Origin of the sequence: Devosia sp. A16 (assembly GCF_001402915.1) — a bacterium.
In the GTDB taxonomy this organism is placed as follows: domain Bacteria; phylum Pseudomonadota; class Alphaproteobacteria; order Rhizobiales; family Devosiaceae; genus Devosia_A.
In genome coordinates, this window is record NZ_CP012945.1 from 3,230,018 (window position 1) to 3,248,984 (window position 18,967).

The 18,967-nt window shown below is 64.9% G+C and carries 17 protein-coding genes; 11 read left to right on the plus strand and 6 right to left on the minus strand.

The genetic code is table 11. The features are described from left to right. Positions 1-268: 268 nt before the first annotated feature. The 5 genes from ppk2 to APS40_RS15635 form a co-directional block, all read right to left on the minus strand. Positions 269-1,192, minus strand: a complete 924-nt coding sequence (ppk2, locus tag APS40_RS15615; RefSeq protein WP_055049688.1) for a polyphosphate kinase 2 — start codon at positions 1,190-1,192, stop codon at positions 269-271. 73 nt (positions 1,193-1,265) lie between these two features. Further along, positions 1,266-3,029: an adenylate/guanylate cyclase domain-containing protein gene (locus APS40_RS15620; RefSeq protein ID WP_055047932.1), complete on the minus strand. Its 1,764-nt coding sequence runs from the start codon at positions 3,027-3,029 to the stop codon at positions 1,266-1,268. A 79-nt stretch (positions 3,030-3,108) separates the two neighbouring features. Then, complete coding sequence (locus APS40_RS15625; protein ID WP_055047933.1) at positions 3,109-3,519, minus strand: cupin domain-containing protein; 411 nt, start codon at positions 3,517-3,519, stop codon at positions 3,109-3,111. Positions 3,520-3,681: 162 nt separating this feature from the next. Beyond that, positions 3,682-4,518, minus strand: coding sequence for a phosphoenolpyruvate hydrolase family protein (locus APS40_RS15630; protein WP_055047934.1), 837 nt, complete (start codon positions 4,516-4,518; stop codon positions 3,682-3,684). Positions 4,519-4,537: 19 nt separating this feature from the next. Continuing rightward, positions 4,538-5,725: a Tm-1-like ATP-binding domain-containing protein gene (locus tag APS40_RS15635; RefSeq protein ID WP_055047935.1), complete on the minus strand. Its 1,188-nt coding sequence runs from the start codon at positions 5,723-5,725 to the stop codon at positions 4,538-4,540. Positions 5,726-5,835: 110 nt separating this feature from the next. Between APS40_RS15635 and APS40_RS15640 the strand changes: the two genes are divergently transcribed. The 11 genes from APS40_RS15640 to APS40_RS15690 all read left to right on the plus strand — a co-directional run bounded on the left by APS40_RS15640 (position 5,836) and on the right by APS40_RS15690 (position 17,559). Beyond that, positions 5,836-6,468 carry a TetR/AcrR family transcriptional regulator gene (locus APS40_RS15640; RefSeq protein WP_055047936.1) on the plus strand — a complete coding sequence of 211 codons (633 nt, stop codon included), beginning with the start codon at positions 5,836-5,838 and terminating at the stop codon, positions 6,466-6,468. A gap of 417 nt (positions 6,469-6,885) precedes the next feature. Continuing rightward, entirely contained in the window at positions 6,886-8,202 is a 1,317-nt protein-coding gene (locus tag APS40_RS15645) for an ABC transporter substrate-binding protein (RefSeq protein WP_055047937.1), read from the plus strand. 128 nt (positions 8,203-8,330) lie between these two features. Beyond that, on the plus strand, positions 8,331-9,236 hold the full coding sequence (locus APS40_RS15650; protein WP_156342954.1) for a carbohydrate ABC transporter permease: 906 nt from the start codon (positions 8,331-8,333) through the stop codon (positions 9,234-9,236). 188 nt (positions 9,237-9,424) lie between these two features. Beyond that, entirely contained in the window at positions 9,425-10,381 is a 957-nt protein-coding gene (locus APS40_RS15655; RefSeq protein WP_055047938.1) for a carbohydrate ABC transporter permease, read from the plus strand. Then, positions 10,378-10,620: a hypothetical protein gene (locus APS40_RS15660; protein ID WP_055047939.1), complete on the plus strand. Its 243-nt coding sequence runs from the start codon at positions 10,378-10,380 to the stop codon at positions 10,618-10,620. The genes APS40_RS15655 and APS40_RS15660 overlap by 4 nt, the downstream gene beginning before the upstream one ends. Next, positions 10,613-11,719 carry an ABC transporter ATP-binding protein gene (locus APS40_RS15665; protein ID WP_055047940.1) on the plus strand — a complete coding sequence of 369 codons (1,107 nt, stop codon included), beginning with the start codon at positions 10,613-10,615 and terminating at the stop codon, positions 11,717-11,719. Before APS40_RS15660 ends, APS40_RS15665 begins: the two co-directional genes overlap by 8 nt. Before the next feature lies 1 nt (position 11,720). Continuing rightward, positions 11,721-12,791, plus strand: coding sequence for an ABC transporter ATP-binding protein (locus APS40_RS15670; protein ID WP_055047941.1), 1,071 nt, complete (start codon positions 11,721-11,723; stop codon positions 12,789-12,791). A 197-nt stretch (positions 12,792-12,988) separates the two neighbouring features. Continuing rightward, positions 12,989-14,038 carry a TIM barrel protein gene (locus tag APS40_RS15675; protein ID WP_055047942.1) on the plus strand — a complete coding sequence of 350 codons (1,050 nt, stop codon included), beginning with the start codon at positions 12,989-12,991 and terminating at the stop codon, positions 14,036-14,038. 156 nt (positions 14,039-14,194) lie between these two features. Then, complete coding sequence (locus APS40_RS15680) at positions 14,195-15,328, plus strand: Gfo/Idh/MocA family protein (protein WP_055047943.1); 1,134 nt, start codon at positions 14,195-14,197, stop codon at positions 15,326-15,328. A 166-nt stretch (positions 15,329-15,494) separates the two neighbouring features. Continuing rightward, entirely contained in the window at positions 15,495-16,346 is an 852-nt protein-coding gene (locus APS40_RS15685) for a sugar phosphate isomerase/epimerase family protein (protein WP_055047944.1), read from the plus strand. A 199-nt stretch (positions 16,347-16,545) separates the two neighbouring features. Next, positions 16,546-17,559, plus strand: coding sequence for a lactonase family protein (locus APS40_RS15690; RefSeq protein ID WP_055047945.1), 1,014 nt, complete (start codon positions 16,546-16,548; stop codon positions 17,557-17,559). Positions 17,560-17,703: 144 nt separating this feature from the next. On the opposite strand, the gene APS40_RS15695 is transcribed toward APS40_RS15690, so the two are convergent. After that, positions 17,704-18,909: an MFS transporter gene (locus tag APS40_RS15695; protein WP_055047946.1), complete on the minus strand. Its 1,206-nt coding sequence runs from the start codon at positions 18,907-18,909 to the stop codon at positions 17,704-17,706. Positions 18,910-18,967 lie beyond the last annotated feature (58 nt).

The following is an 18,967-nucleotide window of genomic DNA, read 5'->3' on the forward strand; positions in this document are numbered from 1 at the left end:
GAGCTGGGTTTGGGGGATTCGACATGTCGGGAATCGAGTGCTTGGCTGCCCCTCACCCTAGCCCTCTCCCCAAAGGGGCGAGGGGACGCACTTAGCGCCAGCGGTGCCACAACGCCCCCTCGCCCCTTTGGGAGGGTCGGGGTGAGGGGCGCCAAGCGCACCGCCGCCTAGTGTGTCCGCCCCTCATGCACGCCTCAGATGAAACTCATGGCAGTTCGGCAGGACCACAGCGAGGCGCCGGTGCGCGCCGCCCCCACCAGGCTAGCCCTCAATAGACCTCCGGCACGTAGAGTTCCGGCTTGACCGCGTGCCGCACATAGTCGGCGTGGCGCACGCGGGCCGGCAGTTCCACCTCCTGCTTGGGCACATCCTCGTATGCCACCTGGCTCAGCAGGTGGGAGATCATGTTCAGTCGCGCCCGCTTCTTGTCCACCGCCTGCACCACCCACCATGGCGCTTCGTCCGTATGGGTGCGGTCGAACATCTCCTCCTTGGCGCGGGTATAGTCTTCCCAGTGCACCCGGCTTTCGAGGTCCATGGGGCTGAGCTTCCACTGCTTCAGCGGGTCGTGGATGCGCATCCTGAAGCGGAATTCCTGTTCCTCGTCGGTGATCGAGAACCAGTACTTGACGAGGATGATGCCCGAGCGGACCAGCATGCGCTCGAAGTCCGGCACGGTCTCGAAGAATTCTTCCAGCTGCTCGGGAGTGCAGAAGCCCATCACCCGCTCGACGCCGGCGCGGTTGTACCAGGAGCGGTCGAACAGCACCATTTCACCGGCCGACGGCAGGTGCGGTACATAGCGCTGGAAGTACCACTGACCCTGTTCCTTGTTGGTCGGGGCCGGCAGCGCCACCACGCGGCAGGTGCGCGGGTTGAGCCGCTGCGTCACCCGCTTGATCGCGCCGCCCTTGCCGGCGGAATCGCGACCTTCGAAGATCACCAGCATCTTCAGCTTCTTGTAGGCCACCCAGTCCTGCAGCTTCACCAGCTCATGCTGCAGCCGGAACAGCTCGCGGAAATACACCTTGCGGTCGAGCGTTTCTTCCGCTGGGCCGGACATGCCCTCGGCGACCAGCTCGTCGAGCCGGTCGTCCTCCATCTGCATTTCCAGCTCTTCGTCGAAATCGTCGGCGATCGCCTGCTTGATCCGCTCGAGTTCGGCCGGCGTCTTGGTCGCGTGATCGTTCATCGGGGCACCCATGGATAGCTCGCGGCGAGGGGTGCCCGTTCCGTATGAACCTATTGTGACCGTATGGGGTAAGTCAGGCCTCGGCGACGCCCGCCAGTCGCAGCCCATCGAGGATCGCCGCGACCCGCGAGGGGTCCTTTTGTGGTTGCGCCGCCCAGACCTGCGCGATGGTCACGCCGGGGGACAGCCGCATGAGCGTCGCCAAGTGCCGCTGCGCCTCGTCCAGCCGCCCCAGATGGGCGTTGGCGGCCACCAGCATCCAGTAGGTGCACACATAGCTCGGATTGGCCGAGACCGAGCGCTTAGCCCATACCAGGGCGTCCTCGTACCTGCCCTTGATCATCTGTGCATGCGAGATCGCGGTCAGCGGCCAGTGCGCCCCGTCTAGGCTCGGGCTGAGCCGGATGGCGTGCTCGCTGAAGGCGATCGCATCGTCGACATTGCCCAGGTGCAGGTGCGTGATGCCGGCAAAGATCATCACCGTCAGATTGTTCGGGTTGCTCTCCACCGCCCGCTGCGTCAGCACCAGCCCGCGGTCGTAGTCCCTGAGGTTGTGGATGAGCATCATCGAGCTCAGCGACAGCACTACGGCATCGTCTCGCGCATTGGCCAGCGCCCGCTCCACCAGCTCGATGCCGAGTGCCGTGTCGTCGGTGCCGGGCGCGGCCCAGCCCATGGTCGAGCGGTGCAGCATGGCATTGCCGGCATAGACGAGGAAAGTGGGGTTGTTCGGCTCGAGCTCGATCGCCTTCAGCAGCAGCGTGATCGCCTCGGCATTGGCAGCGCGCGTCTGCGACAGGTGCATCGGCAGGGCGCGCAGGTAGAGATCGTAGGCCTCGACGCTGTCCGGCCGCTCGCGGCGCGAGCGCTCGATCTCGGCCCACCGGATGGTCGGCTCCGCCACCGAGGCGACCCTGAGGGTGATCTGGTCCTGGAACTCGAACACGTCGTCGAGCTTGCCGTCGAACTTGTCGGCCCACAGGTGCGCGCCGGTCATCGCGTCCACCAGCTGCGCGGTGATCCGCAGCCGGTCGCGCGACCGCCGCACGCTGCCTTCGAGCACATAGCGGACGCCAAGCTCACGTCCGACCTGGCGCACATCGACGGCGCGCCCCTTGTAGACGAAGCTCGAATTGCGGGCGACCACCGCGAAATCGCGGAACCGGCTCAGCGCCGTGATGATGTCCTCGACCACCCCGTCGGCGAAATACTCCTGCTCGCTGTCGCCGCCCATATTGTCGAACGGCAGCACCGCCACGGACGGCTTGCGCGGCGTCACCGGCCCGAACTCCGGTGGCCGGGTGCTGCGCGCCGTGCCGGTCACCACCTCGAACACCCGCACTGGGCGTGCGATGTTCTTCAGCACCCGCTCGCCCAGGTCGCGGAAGCCGTCTTTCATCCGGTCGCGCACTTCCTCGAACACCTTGCTCGAGACATAGACGCCGCCGGGTTCGGCGATCTGTTGCAACCGCGCCGCGATGTTGATGCCGTCGCCGTAGATATGGGCGTCGTCATGCACCACGTCGCCCTGATTGACGCCGATACGGAAGATCATGCGCTTGCCTACCGGTACCCCGGCATTGCGCTGTTCCATCAGCGCCTGCATGGCGACGGCGGCCTCGACCGCCGAGACGGTGCTGGAGAACTCGGCGACGATGCCATCTCCGGCGAGATCCACCACGCGCCCGCCATGGCGCTGCAGCAATTGCAGCACTGCCGTCTGGTGTCCCTTCAGCGCAGCGACGGTGCCGGATTCGTCAGCGCCGATCAGGGCGCTGTATCCCGCTACGTCCGCACAAAGGACCGCCGCCAGGCGGCGCGACAAGACTTGTTCCATTTCCGCTTCCTAGGCGGAGTCACCGCGCCCTGCCTCAGGGTAAAGCGTGGCGTTGTTACTTGGAAGTGGAAACGTAAGCTCACTCTGCTTTGGGGAGGAGCCGGAAATCCGGCAGCTCGCGCAAGCCGAGCTCCGGTCCGGCCGGCGAATAGACCACGAACAGCTGCATTGGCTGGCTTCCGGTATTCAGCGTCGAATGGAATCGATCCTCGGGTACGAACACCGTGCAGCCCGGCCCCACCTTCTGCACCACCGGCACGCCCTCGGGCGTTTCGACCATCTGCTCACCCTCGCCCGAGATCACGAATATGATCTCTTCGGCGCCCGGATGGTTATGCCGGCTGTGTCCCTGGCCGGGCGGCAGGTCCACCACACCGCCCGAGAACCGCTTGGCGCCGTTCACCTCTGGCGCCACGGTCAGCGCCAGCTTGCCCCAATCGAAACCGAACGCGCTGACGTCGCGCGGATAGACGAAATTGTTCTCGGTCATTGTTTTCTCCCTCAAACCAGCAATCTAGCCACGGAGCCTTCCCCAGCCACGGTGTCATCCCAGCGAAAGCTGGGACCCATTTCACAGCCCGCGCCAGCCAATAGATAGGTCCCAGCTTTCGCTGGGATGACATCCAGTGTGGCGGAGCTTTCGCGGCACCGATCAGGCTCCGGTCTTGAGCCCCTTGAACCCCTCGACCTGGGACTTGATCGCCACCTCCACCGGCAGCCGCTCCATCGAGCTCGCGCCGTAGAAGCCGTGGCAGCCCTGCACCCGGTCGAGAATGAACTTCGCATCATCGGGCATCGAGATCGGTCCGCCATGGCAGAGGACGATCACGTCATCCCGTGTCCGTCGCGCCGCCGCGGCAATGGCTTCGATCTCGGTCGCGCATTGTTCCAGCGATTTGGCCGCCGTTGCGCCGATGGCGCCGCCGGTGGTCACGCCCATATGCGCAACGATGATGTCGGCACCCGCCCGCGTCATCGCCACCGCTTCGTCGGGGTTGAACACATAGGGCGTGGTCAGGAGGTCGAGCTTGTGCGCCTCGGCGATCATCTCGACTTCGAGCCCATAGCCCATGCCGGTCTCCTCGAAGCTCACCCGCATCACCCCGTCGAACAGCCCCATGGTCGGGAAGTTCTGCACACCTGAGAAGCCCATGGCTTTGAGCTCGGCGAGGAACTGCGGCATCAGCACGAACGGATCGGTGCCGTTCACCCCGGCCAGCACCGGGGTGCGCTTCACCACCGGCAGCACCTCGCGCGCCATCTCCTTGACGATCTCGTTGGCGTTGCCATAGGCGAGCAGCCCCGCCGCCGAGCCGCGCCCCGCCATGCGGTAGCGGCCGGAATTGTAGATGATGATCAGGTCGATGCCCCCGGCTTCTTCGGCCTTGGCCGAAATGCCGGTGCCGGCCCCGCCGCCCACGATCGGCTGGCCCCGGGCCACCATGTCGTGGAATTTCCTCAAGATTTCGGCGCGCGCGATGGCAGCCATGCTGTCTCCCTGGAAGGTGTTATGAGGTGATTTCGTGAAAGGCGCGCACCGCCGCCTCGGCAAAGCCGGGATCGTTGATGTGGCAGTCGAGCCGGATCAGCTGTCTCTCGCCGTTCCACTGTACGGTCCGCTCGATGGCGTCGAACAACTCGGCATCGGCCTCCGCGTCGCGGAACACGCCCCCCTCGATGTCGAGGGCCGACACGCCGCGTAGCGGCAACAGGAAGCGGATTGGTCCGGTGGCGGCGTTGAGTTTGCCGCCGATCCATTCGCCGATCGCCCGGCACTCGTCCGCCGTCGTCCGCATCAACGTGACATTGGCATTGTGCGCGTGCAGCAGCCGGCCGGCATAGTGCGGCGGCACCGTTTCCGGCGCCCAGAAATTGACCATGTCGCAAGCCCCGACCGAGCCGACATACGGCACCGGCCGTCGCGACAGGCAGTCGAGCCGCTCGGGCCCGGCCGGCAGCACGCCGCCCAGCAGGTAGTCGCAGACCTCGGTGGTGGTGACGTCGATCAGCGCGCCGACCAGTCCGGAATCGACCAACATTTCCATGGTCTTGCCGCCCGTGCCGGTGGCGTGGAAGACCAACGGTTCGACCGCCCCGGTCAACAGGTCGACGATCTGCGTCACTGCCGGCGTCGTCACCCCGAACATGGTGAGCCCCACCGCCAGCTTGGTCGCCGGCTCCACCATCGTGGGGTTGGCGCTCATGGCCACCACCGCGAGGGCGGCGTTCGAGAGGATAACACGTGATATCCGGTTGAGCCCGGCGAGGTCGGTCACCGACGGCATCATCACGATGTCGCTCACCCCGACATAGGGCCCGACATCGCCCGAAGCGAGCGTCGAGACCATCACCTTGGGCAGTCCGATCGGCAGTTTCCGCATGCCGGCAGTGACGATCGAGGTGCCGCCGCCACCGCCGATGCCAACCATTCCGGCGATATCATCACGCGTTATGACGAACTGCGCAAAGGCGTCGGCCATGCCCGCCACCGCCGTGCCGCGGTCCTCGGCTTCGAGCAAACCCGGCGGGCCGAACTTCGCCACCTCGGCGGCGCCGACCTCGGGCGGAATGGTCGGGGCGCGGATGCCCACGTCCACCAGCAGCGGGTCGGCGCCCAGCGCCCGGATTCGCTCGGCGAGGAAGGCCAGATCCTCGCCCTTGGTGTCGGCGGTGCCGACCACATAGATGCGCTTCATCGCACCCCTCCCGACACCGTTCGGGAACCCCGTCGGTGCTCTCTCCGCCATGTCATGGCAGAGCCTTGCGGCCATTGCAAAGCATTTTGAGATGTGCGTATCATTTCGACATGGACGTCTCACAAGCTCAAGAGCAGCAGGTTTCCGAGCCCAAGGGAGCTCGTGCGCGAACTCGCAAACTGATGCTCGAAACCGCCATCGCCTTGATGCAGCAGGGCCAGACCCCCTCGGTCAGCGATGTCGCCGAAGCCGCGGGGGTGTCACGCGCCACTGCCTACCGGTACTTCCCGAGCCAGGCCGCCTTGGTGCACGCCGTGGTCGACGAGGGGCTGGGGCCGATCCTCAACTGGCAGAGCGCCAGCGACGATCCCGAGACCCGCGTCCTCGATCTGCTCTCGCTCACCATGCCGCGCGTCGCCGAATTCGAGGCGACCTTCAAGGCGGCGCTCAAGCTGTCGCTCGAGCAATGGGCGCAGCGCCGCGCCGGCACGCTCGGGGCCGAGCCGCCGTTCAAGCGCGGTCACCGCGTCGATCTGCTGCAAATGGCGATAGCGCCACTCAAGAATAAATTGCCGGAAGCCAAGTTTCAGCGCCTGGCCAAGGCGCTGTCGCTGGTCTACGGCCTGGAAGTTCTTATTGTTCTCAAGGACTTGTGGGGGCTTGAGTTCGAGGAGACTACAGAAGTGGCGGGCTGGGCGGCCTCCGCCCTAGTTCGTGCGGCGGTGGCGGAGTCGGCGGCCTGAGCAAAGTTGGGAAACTATTTCCTGCATGTCGGTCACGACTTTCAAAAATGCTAGCATGTTAGCTTGACGACGCCGGCAAAACGTTGAAATTGTAAGGCTGACGCACGTCGATCAGAGGGAGAGATCGGAGGCGGATCTGGAGAAGTTGGGAGACTTTTCCACCCGCGACGGGACGAAGTGCGACGGGCGCTGAGGGGCGCCAAGCCGGAGCGTGTGCCGTGGCCTTGGGAGAGGCAACTGCCATGATGCCGGGCTGTCGAGGGACAATCACCTGAGACGTCGCGTGAGAACGGCCGGTCGTCGAAGCTTGGGAGAGCTTTTGTCCGGTTCGCTGCTGTCTAGGCCCCCGGCAAGGAGGAGGGGCTTCGGCCGGTGCCGCATCTGCCGGCCGTCGGAAGCGCTAGAGGGAGGACCATAATGCGCACTGCTACCAAGGGCATGCTGGCCGGTTTGGGCCTGATGCTTGCGTCGAGCACATCCGTGCTGGCGCAGGAACTGACGATCTTCTGGGCCGAGTGGGATCCGGCCAACTATCTGCAGGAACTGGTCAATCAGTACGAAGCCGAGACCGGCGTGAAGGTCACCGTGGAAACCACGCCGTGGTCGGACTTCCAGACCAAGGCCTTCACCGAGTTCAACGCCCAGGGCTCTGCCTACGATCTGATCGTCGGCGACAGCCAGTGGCTCGGCGCCGCCTCGGAGGCCGGCCACTATGTGGATCTCACCGACTTCGTGAAGGAGAACGGCGTCCTCGACAAGATGGCCCCGGCCACGGTCAAGTTCTACTCCGAGTACCCCGGCAACTCCGGCAAGTACTGGTCGATCCCGGCGGAGGGTGACGCCGTCGGCTGGTCCTATCGCAAGGACTGGTTCGAGGATCCGACAGAGATGGCCAACTTCAAGGCCAAATACGGCTACGACCTGGCGCCGCCGGCGACCTGGCAGCAGCTGATGGACATCGCCGAGTTCTTCTATCGGCCCGATGCCACCCCGCCGAAATACGGCGTGGCGATCTACACCGACAACTCCTACGACGCCATGGCCATGGGCTTCGAGAACGCCCTGTTCTCCTATGGCGGCGAACTGGGCGACATGGCGACCTACAAGGTCGAGGGCATCATCAACTCGCCCAAGGCGGTCGCGGCGCTCGATGCCTACAAGAAGCTCTACAGCTTCACGCCTCCGGGCTGGGCCAAGACCTTCTTCGTTGAAGACAACCAGGCCATCACCGAAAATCTCGCGGCGATGAGCATGAACTACTTCGCCTTCTTCCCGGCTTTGATCAACGAGGCGTCGAACCCGAACGCCAAGGTCACCGGCTTCTTCGCCAACCCGGCGGGGCCCGATGGCGACCAGTATGCCGCGCTCGGCGGGCAGGGCATTTCCGTCGTCTCCTATTCCCAGAACAAGGAAGAGGCGATGAAGTTCCTCAAGTGGTTCATCCAGGACGACGTGCAGCAGAAGTGGGCCGATCTGGGCGGCTACACCTGCTCGGCCAAGGTGCTGGAGAGCGAGGCCTTCCGCAAGGCGACCCCGTATAACGAGGCCTTCTACCAGACCATGTTCAAGGTGAAGGACTTCTGGGCCGTGCCGGAATACGCGGAACTCCTGACCCAGCTGAACCAGCGCATCTATCCGGCGGTGGTCGGTGGGGAAGGGACCTCGCAGGAGACCCTCGACGCGCTCGCCGCCGACTGGAAGGCGACCTTCGCCAAGTACGGCCGCGGCGGCTGATTCCACGTCCTGCAGTCGGGTAATCCTCCCCCGCTGGGCGGGGGAGGGGGACCAGCGAAGCTGGTGGAGGGGGCGGCGGCAGACACCGCGCCTGCCGCCCTTCCACTTTCGGCACCAGGGGAACGCCTATCTTGAACAACATGATCACCAGCCTCGATCCGCAATCGCGCGCCGCCGCGCGTGGCTGGAGCGACATCACCATCCGGAACGTCTTCGTCATCCCGACGGTGCTGTTCCTCATCGTCTTCAACGTCTTCCCGCTGATCTATTCGCTGGGCTTCTCGTTCACCGATTTCCGCGCCTCGACCAAGGATCCGGCGAACTTCGTGGGCCTGAAGAACTACATGGATCTGCTGTCGGATCCGTTCATCTGGCGCAACTTCACCATCACCGCGCACTACGTCATCGTCTCGGTGGCCGGACAGGTGGTCGTCGGCTTCGGCCTGGCGCTGCTGCTCAACCGTTCCTTCCCGCTAAAGGGGCTGGTGACCACGCTGCTGCTGTTGCCGATGATGCTGTCGATGGCGGTGGTCGGGCTGTTCTGGAAACTGCTCTACGATCCCAATTTCGGCATCATCAACTTCGCCCTCGGGCTGGGCAAGTTCGAGTGGCTGGCGAACCCGGATTTCGCGCTCTATGCCGTGGCGCTGACCGATATCTGGATGTGGTCGCCCTTTGTGATGCTGCTGTCGCTGGCCGGCCTCTCGGCTGTGCCCAAGCACCTCTACGAGGCCGCCTCGATCGACCGCGCCAGCCGGCTCTATACCTTCTTCCGCATCACCCTGCCGCTGGTCGCCCCGATCCTGCTGATCGCCATCATTTTCCGCACCATGGAGGCGTTCAAGACCTTTGACCTCGCCTTCGTCATGTCGGGCCAGCCGACCACCGAAGTGGTGTCGATCCGGCTCTACAAGATGGCGTTCCAGGAGTGGCAGACCGGCAAGTCCTGCGCGCTCGCCTACATCGTGCTGATCATGGTGCTCTGCATCACCAACGTCTACGTTAAGTACCTGAACAAGGCGAAGGAGCGGTGATGGTGGCTCTTCGTCGCGCAACCACTGACGCCGGCTCGTGGGGACCCCCACCCCTGCCCCCTCCCCCTGAAGTAGGGGGAGGGAGACCAGAACACTGGCTTGGAAGCGAGGGTCTCCCTCCCCCTGTTGAGGGGGAGGGGACAGGGGTGGGGGTCCACAGCCACCAGATCAACGGAGGGCACCACTAAATGGCCGTCGTTTCATCCCGCGGCCAGAAGCTCGGCAATCGTGTTGCCATCGCCGCCATCATCGTCATCACCATCATCTTCCTGACCCCGATCTACTGGATCGGCTCGACCGCCTTCAAACCGCGCAACCTCGCGACCACGGCGCCGCCGACCATCCTGTTCGAGCCGGAAGTGTCGCCCTTCGTGAAACTCTTCACCAAGCGCGTGCAGCTGAAGCCGAACGAGCAGGTGGACCGGGAGAACGCCCCCTGGTGGGAGCAGATCATCTTCGACGGCGGCGAGCGCATCTCGCGCACCGGCAAGGGAGAAGTGCAGCTCTCGGGCTATCCCGACCGCTTCATGAACTCGCTGATCGTCGCCATCACCTCGACCCTGCTGGCGGTGTCGATGGGCACCATTACCGCCTACGGCTTCAGCCGGTTCAAGGTGAAGGGCGAGGCGGACCTCTTATTCTTCATCCTCTCGACCCGCATGCTGCCGCCGATCGTCGTCGCCATCCCGATGTTCCTGATGTACCGGGCGGCGGGCCTGACCGACAGCCATATCGGGCTCATCATCCTCTACACCGCCTTCAACGTGTCGTTCGCGGTGTGGCTGATGAAGGGCTTCATCGACGAGATCCCGCGGGAATACGAGGAAGCGGCGCTGGTGGACGGCTACACCCGCATGCAGGCCTTCTTCAGGATCGTCCTGCCCGAGGCCGCCACCGGCATCGCCGCGACCGCGGTGTTCTGCTTCATCACCGCGTGGAACGAGTACGCCTTCGCGCTGATCCTCACCAATCGCCGCGCCCAGACCGCGCCGCCCTTCATCCCCAGCCAGATTGGCTCTGGCCTCCCCGACTGGACGGTGATCGCCGCCGGCACGTTCCTGTTCCTGCTGCCGGTCGCCATCTTCACCTTCCTGCTGCGCAACCACTTGCTGCGCGGCATGAGCTTCGGAGCGATCCGCAAATGAACCTGCGCGTCTTCAACCAGAAGTTCCTCGAGCCCGGCTCGATGACCCTGATGATCCTCGGCATTGTCTTCCTGTGCCAGCCGTGGATCGAGGTGCTGCACCAGTACTCGGTGACCATCATGCTGATCGGGCTGATCGGCTTCAACGTCGCCGTGCACATCCCGGCGCCGGAAAAGAAGGTGATCGACGAGGACGAAACCGGGCCCTCCGCCCCTGTGCATGGGGGCACCCATGGCTGAGATCGAGCTCAGGCATATCGACAAGCATTTCGGCCTCGTCCACGTCATCAAGGACGTGAACCTGACGGTGAAGGACAAGGAATTCGTGGTCTTCCTCGGCCCCTCCGGCTGCGGCAAGACCACGACGCTGCGCGCCATTGCCGGCCTCGAGGAAATCGACTCGGGCGATATCCTCCTCGACGGCAAGCCGATCCAGGGCCTGCGCGCCGCCGATCGCGACATTGCCTTTGTGTTCCAGAATTACGCGCTCTACCCGCATTTCACCGTCTACGAGAACCTCGCCTTCCCGCTGCGCGCCGTCGGCACCGCCAAGGATGTCGTCGACCAGACCGTGCGGTCGGTCGGCAAGTCGCTCGGCATCCTGCATCTGCTCAATGCCCGGCCCTCGGCGCTCTCCGGCGGCGACATGCAGCGCGTCGCCATCGGCCGGGCGCTGGTGCGCCGCCCCAAGGCGCTGCTGCTCGACGAGCCGATCGGCTCGCTCGATGCCAAGCTGCGCGAAACCATGCGCATCGAACTGAAGCGCCTGCATTTCGAGAACGGCTCCACCTCGATCTACGTCACCCACGACCAGGTCGAAGCCATGTCGCTGGCCGACCGCATCGTGGTGATGAACGATGGCGTGCTGCAGCAGGTCGGCACCCCCACCGAGGTTTATCTCTACCCGGCCAACCTGTTCGTCGCCCAGTTCATCGGCTCGCCGGTGATGAACATTGCCGCTACCAGGATCACCGAAGCCGACGGCAACGCCCGCATCGCCCTCGATGACGCAAGCTTCGACCTGCCGCGCGAACTGCTGGGCATGCTGCAACAGAAGCAGGCGTCGGCCGATCTCTCGCTCGGCGTCCGGCCGGAAGGCGTCATCGTCAGTCGTGACAGCAAGCCGGGCTACCGGCCGGCCGAGGCCCATATCATCCAGCCGTTCGGCGGCTTCGACATCATCGACCTGAAGTTCGGCGAAAAGACCCTCAGGGCCCGCACCACCTCCGGCTATGTCGATAAACCCGGGGCCACGGTGTTCGCCCGCATCGATCCCGCCCAGGCGCATTTCTTCGATACCCGCTCGGGCGCCTCGCTCGGCATCCGGCTAGGCAACTGACATGGCCCGCATCCGTCTCGAAAACATCAGCAAGTCTTTCGGCCCGCACATTGCCGTCGACCAGCTCGACCTCGACGTCGCCGATGGCGAGTTCTTCGTGCTGCTCGGGCCGACCGGCGCCGGCAAGACCACGACACTCCGGATGATCGCCGGGCTCGAAAAGCCCACCGCAGGCGCCATCCACATCAACCAGGTCAACGTCAACGACTGGGGACCGGCCGAGCGCGACGTGGCGTTGGTGCTGCAGCAATATTCGCTCTATCCGCGCCTCACGGTGCGCGACAATCTCGCCTTCCCGCTGCGCTCGCGTATCCGCAGGATGAGCGAGGCCGATATCGGCAAACGCATCGACTATGCGTCGAAAACCCTGCGCATCACCCATCTGCTCGATCGCAAGACCGATCGGCTCAGTGGCGGCGAGATGCAGCGGGTCTCGATCGGCCGCGCCATCGTGAGGGAGCCGCAGGTCTTCCTGATGGACGAGCCGCTCTCGGCGCTCGATGCGAAGCTCCGCGAGTCGCTCCGCTCCGAGCTCAAGGATCTGCAGATGCGGCTCGGTGCCACCTTCATTTTCGTCACCCACGATCAGGTCGAGGCGATGACCATGGGAGACCGCATCGCCGTGCTCAACAAGGGCAGGATCGTCCAGGTCGGTACCCCACGCGAGGTCTATACCAACCCGCGCGACACGTTCGTCGCGAGTTTCGTCGGCTCGCCCGCGATCAACCTGCTGCCCGGCAGCCTGGCCGGCGACGTGGCGAGCGTGGCGCAGGCCTTCGAAATGCCGATCCGACGCAGTGCCGCGGTGGAAGGTCCGGTCACCTTCGGCATCCGGCCTGAGGACGTCGAGGTCGCCGCCGGTGCGCCGAACGAGGCCCGCATCCACGACGTCGAGAACCACGGCATCGAAAAGATCGTCACCCTGCGCGTCGGCGACAACCTGATGCGCGCCGCCGTCCCGGCCCGGGTCGAGGTCAAGGTCGAAGAGGCCGTGCGCTTCAGCTGGAATCCCGACAAGGTGATGTTGTTCGACGCCAGAACCGGCCTGAACCTCCGGGGCCAGGCGGCGTGATGACTTCAGGCGCTGGTGCGAACCGACCCCCACCCCTGTCCCCTCCCCCTAAGAATGGGGAGGGAGACCCCCACACCGATATCGAGACCATCGTCTCCCTCCCCCTGTTCAGGGGGAGGGGACAGGGGTGGGGGTCAACCCGCACCGGCGCCGCGTCGAGAATTTGACCAAGTAGTAATCCCCAGGGGAGGGGGACCATGGCATCCAACAACTATCCAAAGCTCCACAACGCCACCTGGCCCGGCGTGGTCGGCAAGGGCGCTCCCGGCGCCGAGCCGATCATCCCCCTCGATACGCTCTTGCAGCTCACTGCCAATGCCGAGGTCGATGGGCAGAAGTTCGATGGCGTCGACCTGTGGCTCGCCGATCCGCATATCTCCATTGATTCCTCGAAGGACGATGTGAAGCGGATGGCCGATCACATCGCGAGCTTCGGTCTCAAGGTCGGCTCGTTCGTCGCTCCGATCTGGGGCGGCGCCGGCGGCGGCTCGGCCATGGGCGACGCCGACGACGTCAAGCGCTTCCTCACCCAGGTCGAGAAGGCCTGCAAGATCGGCCAGCAGATGCGCGAGCTCGGCATCCGCCCCACCGGCGGCGTGCGCGTCGACAGCTCCACTGGCGTCGAAGCCTGGGACAAGGACCCCGTTGGCAATACCAGGAAGATCGCCGACACCTTCCGCGAAGCCGGCCGCATCGCCCAGCACTATGGCGAGTACATCGTCGCCGAGGGCGAGATCTGCTGGGGCGGCATGCATTCGTGGCGCGAGAACGTCAAACTGCTCGAGCTGGTCAACATGCCCGGTATCGTCGGCTACCAGGCCGACATGGCGCATTCCATGCTGTTCGTCCTCGGCGCCAATGCCGAGAAGGACCGCATCCTCGCCAAGGACTTCGAGTGGAGCGACAAGGCGGCGCTCGATGCGGCCTACCACAAGGTTGCCGATGCGCTTCGGCCCTGGACGCTGGATTTCCATGTCGCCCAGAATGACGGCACCACCTTTGGGTCCGGGGATCACGAGAAAACCGGCCGCCACTGCCAGATCGACGATCCCAACGGCCGGCTCGATGTGGTCAAGCACGCCGGCTATTGGCTGCGCGACGACAAGGGCGAACTGACCAAGAAGATGCGCCACATCTGCTGGGACGGCTGCATGTTCCCCAACGCTGTCATGGAGCAGCAGGAAACCTGGAACAAGATTCTGGGCGCCATGCTCAAGGTCCGCGACGCCCATGGGTGGCGGGAATAGGCAGCATGGTGGCCACTTTCCTCTCCTCCACTCGGTGTCATCCCAGCGAAAGCTGGGACCCAACTCACCGCAGGCGCTGACCGCGAGATGGGTCCCAGCTTTCGCTGGGATGACATCCGTGGGTGGGGCGACTGTCGTACTCCAAGGAACACTCCAATGACCAAACAACTCAATATCGGCATGGTCGGCTACGGCTTCATGGCTCGCTGTCACTCGCATGCCTGGGCCTCCGTCGGCCATTTCTTCGATACCGGCTACCATCCGGTGCTGAAGGCAGTGGCGGCGCGCAACGACAGCAAGGTGCGCCGCTTCGCCGAGCAGTGGGGCTACGAGAGCGTCGAGCACGACTGGCGCGCTCTGATCGAGCGGCGCGACATCGACGCCATCGACATCTGCGTGCCCAACGACCTCCACGCCGAGATCGCTATTGCCGCCGCCAAGGCCGGCAAGATGGTGCTCACCGAAAAGCCGCTGGCGCGTACTGCCGCCGAGGGCCAGCCGATGGTCGATGCGGTAGAGAAGGCGGGCGTCCCCAACCTCGTCTGGTACAATTACCGCCGCGTGCCCGCCGTCACCCTGATCAAGCAACTGGTCGAGGAGGGCAAGCTCGGTCGCATCTTCCACTATCGCGCCAAGTTCCTCCAGGATTGGACCATTTCGCCCGACGTGCCGCAAGGCGGGCAGGGCACCTGGCGCCTCGACGTCGACGCGGCGGGCTCCGGCGTCACCGGTGACCTGCTGGCCCATTGCCTCGATAGCGCGCTGTGGATCAATGGCGACATTTCCTCGCTCACTGCCATGACCGAGACTTTCGTCAAGGAGCGCACCCACGCCGACACCGGCAAGAAGCAGAGCGTCGGTATCGACGATGCGGCGGCCGTGCTGACCCGCTTCGCCAACGGCGCGCTCGGCACCTTCGAATCCACCCGTTACGCCCGCGGCCACAAGGCGGCCTATACGCTCGAGATCAACGGCGAGAAGGGCTCGCTGGCCTGGGACCTGCACGATATGAACCGGGTGCAGTGGTTCGATCATTCGACCGAGGGGCGGCTGCGCGGCTGGACCAACATCCTCGTCACCGACGGCGACCACCCGTATCTCGGCAAATGGTGGGTGCCCGGCCTCATCATTGGCTTCGAGCACAGCTTCACCCACACCGCCGCCGATTTCCTCGAGGGGCTGAAGACCGGCAAGCCGGCCGCCCCGACCTTCAGGGATGCGCTGGCGACCAACAGGCTCTGCGACGCCATCATCAGCTCGGGTAAATCGGGGAGTTGGGTGAACCTCTAAGGGCGGAGCAAAAAGGCCCCCTCACCCGCCGCTGCGCGGCGACCTCTCCCCCCAAGGGAGAGGTGGTGGATGGGCACGATCGCGCCACAACGGCACCTCTCCCTTGGGGGAGGGGTCGGCCCGAAGGGCCGGGTGAGGGGGCCTTCCCCACAATAGCGAGAACACCATGAAACTCGGCTTCAACCTCCTCCTCTGGACCACCCACGTCACCGACGAACATTGGCCCATCATCGAGCGGCTGAAAGCCACCGGCTATGACGGCGTCGAGGTGCCGATGTTCGAGGGCAGGCCCGACCACTATGAGAAGCTCGGTCGCCGGCTGCGCGACATCGGACTCGGCGCGACCGGCATCGGCGTCATGCCTGGCGGCGGCAAGTCCGCCGTCTCCCCCGAGCTGAGCGAGCGCGCCGGCGCCCTCAGCCACCTGCAGTGGTTGACCGATTGCACTGCCGCGCTGGGCGGCACGCTCGCCGCGGGCCCGTTTCACCAGCCGCTCGGCGAGTTCACCGGTCGCGGCGCCACCGCCGACGAGAAGGCGCGGGTCCGCGACATCCACAAACAGGCGGCGCAATATGCCGCGAGGCAGGGCGTTGCCCTCTCGGTCGAGCCGCTCAATCGCTTCGAGTGCTACTTCCTCAATTCGGCTGCCCAGGCCGCCGAACTGGTCAAGGCCGTCGACGAGCCGAACTACGGCTATCTCTACGATACCTTCCACTTCAACATCGAAGAGAACTCGATCACCGCGGTAATCCCGGCGACCATCAACCAGATCAACCACGTCCACATTTCCGAGAACAACCGTGGTGTTCCCGGCGCCGGGCACATCGACTTCCAGTCGGTGTTCAACGCCCTGAAACAGGCCGGGTACGATGGGTGGATGACCATCGAAGCCTTCGGCTCGGCGCTCCCCGACCTCGCCGCCGCCACCAAAATCTGGCGCCCGCTGTTCGGGAGTGAGGCGGAGGTCTACGAGAAGGGTTTCAAGCTGATGCGCGACGGGTGGGATCGGGCGCGCTGACGCATCCGTCGCTTGGCGCCCCTCACCCCGGCCCTCTCCCCAAAGGGGCGAGGGGGCGATGTGGCACCGGCGGTTCAACTCGCGTCCCCTCGCCCCTTTGGGGAGAGGGTTAGGGTGAGGGGCGCCAAGCGCTCCGCACTAGCCATAATCCCGTGACTCCCCTAACACTTCCGCCCGACTTACCGAGGAGGAACTGCGTATGCCCAAGCTCAACCTGCTGTCCGGCTCCTATACCGGCCCGAACGGCGAAGGCCTGAAGCTGTTGAGCTTCGATCCGGCCACCGGCGCCATCGAGCTGGTCCGCAGCTATCCCGGCACCCCGGACGTTTCGTGGATCGCCTTCGCGCCGGCCACCCGCACCGTCTACGTCACCAACGAGATGGCCGAGCAGGCCGGAGCCTTCAGCCTCGCCACCGACAACAGCAGCGTCACCCCGCTCGGCTACCAGTCGACCGGTGCGAAATACCCCTGCTACCTCCGCATCAGCCCCAAAGGCACCAAGCTTGCCGTCGCCAACTACGGCGACGACTCGACGCCGGTGTTCTCGATCGATGCCGCGACCGGTGCGCTGAAAGCCGACCCGACCGTGCTGCGCAGCGCCCACGCCCACGACAAGGGGCACGCGCACTGGACCCAGTGGTCGCCCGAGGCCGACCGGCTCTACACCGTCGATCTCGGCCACGACGAGGTGCGCAGCGTCCGCTACGAGGCCGGCAATTTCGTGGGCGGTCCGGAGACGGCGTTCTCCACCCCCAAGGGCGCCGGCCCGCGTCACCTGGCGTTCCACCCCAACGGCAAGTTTGCCTATCTGTTCACCGAATATGCCGAGACGGTCACCGCTCTCGCCCGCGAGCCCGGCGGCAAGCTCACCGAACTCAATACGCTCTCGGCGCTTCCCGCCGACTTCAAGGGCGAGTCCACCGGCGCCCACATCCAGATCAACGCCGCCGGCACGGTGCTCTATGTCAGCAACCGCGGCCACAACTCGATCACTGCCTTCGCGATTGCCGCCGACGGCCGCATCAGTCTGAAGCAGAACATCGACTGCGGCGGCAACTGGCCGCGCTTCTTCCTGCTGCTCGACAAGCATCTGATCGTCGCCAACCAGGAAAGCGAAGATTTGGTGGTCTTCGACGTCGCCGCTGACGGCACGTTGAGCGCCACCGGTACGGTGTTCAAGCTGCAGAAACCGGTGGCGTTGCTGCAAATCTGACTGATAGAGACGGCCCCCTCCCCTCCTCCCCCATAAAGGGGGAGGTGCCCCGCCGGTTCATTTGGCACGATCGAAGACAGAGCCTCCACTCTTCACCTCCCCCTTTATGGGGAGGCCGGGAGGGGGCGTCTGCTTCAGTCAGCGCTACCGCACCTTGTGCTGCATCTCGGGCAGGAACACCGTCAGCAGCCCGGCCAGCGGCATGAACGAGCAGAGCCAGAACACGTACTGGATGCCGGTGACGTCGGCGAGGGCGCCGAGCGCTGCAGCGGCGATACCGCCGGCGCCAAAGGCGAAGCCGAAGAAGATGCCGGCGATCATCCCGACCCGGCCCGGCAGCAGTTCCTGCGCGAACACCACGATGGCCGAGAACGCCGACGAGAAGATCAGCCCGATCAGCACGGTGAGGATCACCGTCCAGGTGAGATCGGCATAGGGCAGCGCCAGGGTGAACGGCAGCACCCCGAGGATCGAGAACCAGATCACGAACTTGGCGCCGAATCGGTCGCCGATCGGCCCGCCGAGGAACACCCCGACCGCCGAGGCGCCGAGATAGACAAACAGCAGGAGCTGCGCGTCCTGCACCCCGACCTGGAACTTGTCGATCAGGAAGAAGGTGTAGTAGCTCGAAAGCCCGGCCATATAGGCGTTCTTGGTCAGCGTCAGCACCGTCAGCACGGTGAGGGCGATAGCGGTCGTGCGCTTGTCGAACAGCAGCGCCGTGCTCGCCGGCGCCTTGCCGGCATTGGCCTTGCGGTGCGCCGCGTACCACATGCCCACCCGTGTCAGGATGAAGATGCCGACCAGCGAGCCTGCCGCGAACCAGGCGACGCTCGATTGCCCGCGCGGCAAGACGATGAAGGCGGCCAGCAACGGCCCGATGGCCGAGCCGACATTGCCGCCCACCTGGAACAGCGACTGGGCGAGGCCGTGCCGGCCCCCGGAGGCCAGCCGCGCCACGCGCGAGCTCTCGGGGTGGAAGATCGCCGAGCCCAGTCCCACGAAAGCCGAACCGACTAGCAGCAGCCAATAGCTCTGCGCAAAACCGAGGATCAGCAGCCCCACGAGGCTCGACGCCATGCCCACCGGCAGCGAGAAGGGCAGGGGGCGTTTGTCTGTATACATGCCGATCGCCGGCTGCAGCAGCGACGCCGTGCACTGGAAGGTCAGCGTCAGGAGCCCGATCTGCACGTAATCGAGACCATAGCTCTGCTTGAGGATCGGATAGATCGCCGACAGCAGCGATTGCATGGTGTCGTTGATCAGGTGGCAGACCGACACCATGATGATGATCGAGAGCGTGGTCTTGCTGGCGACGGAAGTCGCCGATGCCGAAGCTGTGGCCGTCAATTTGGGAATCCGAAATGCAGGATGGTCGGCGGGTGCCGATCAGAAACGAATACTTGGC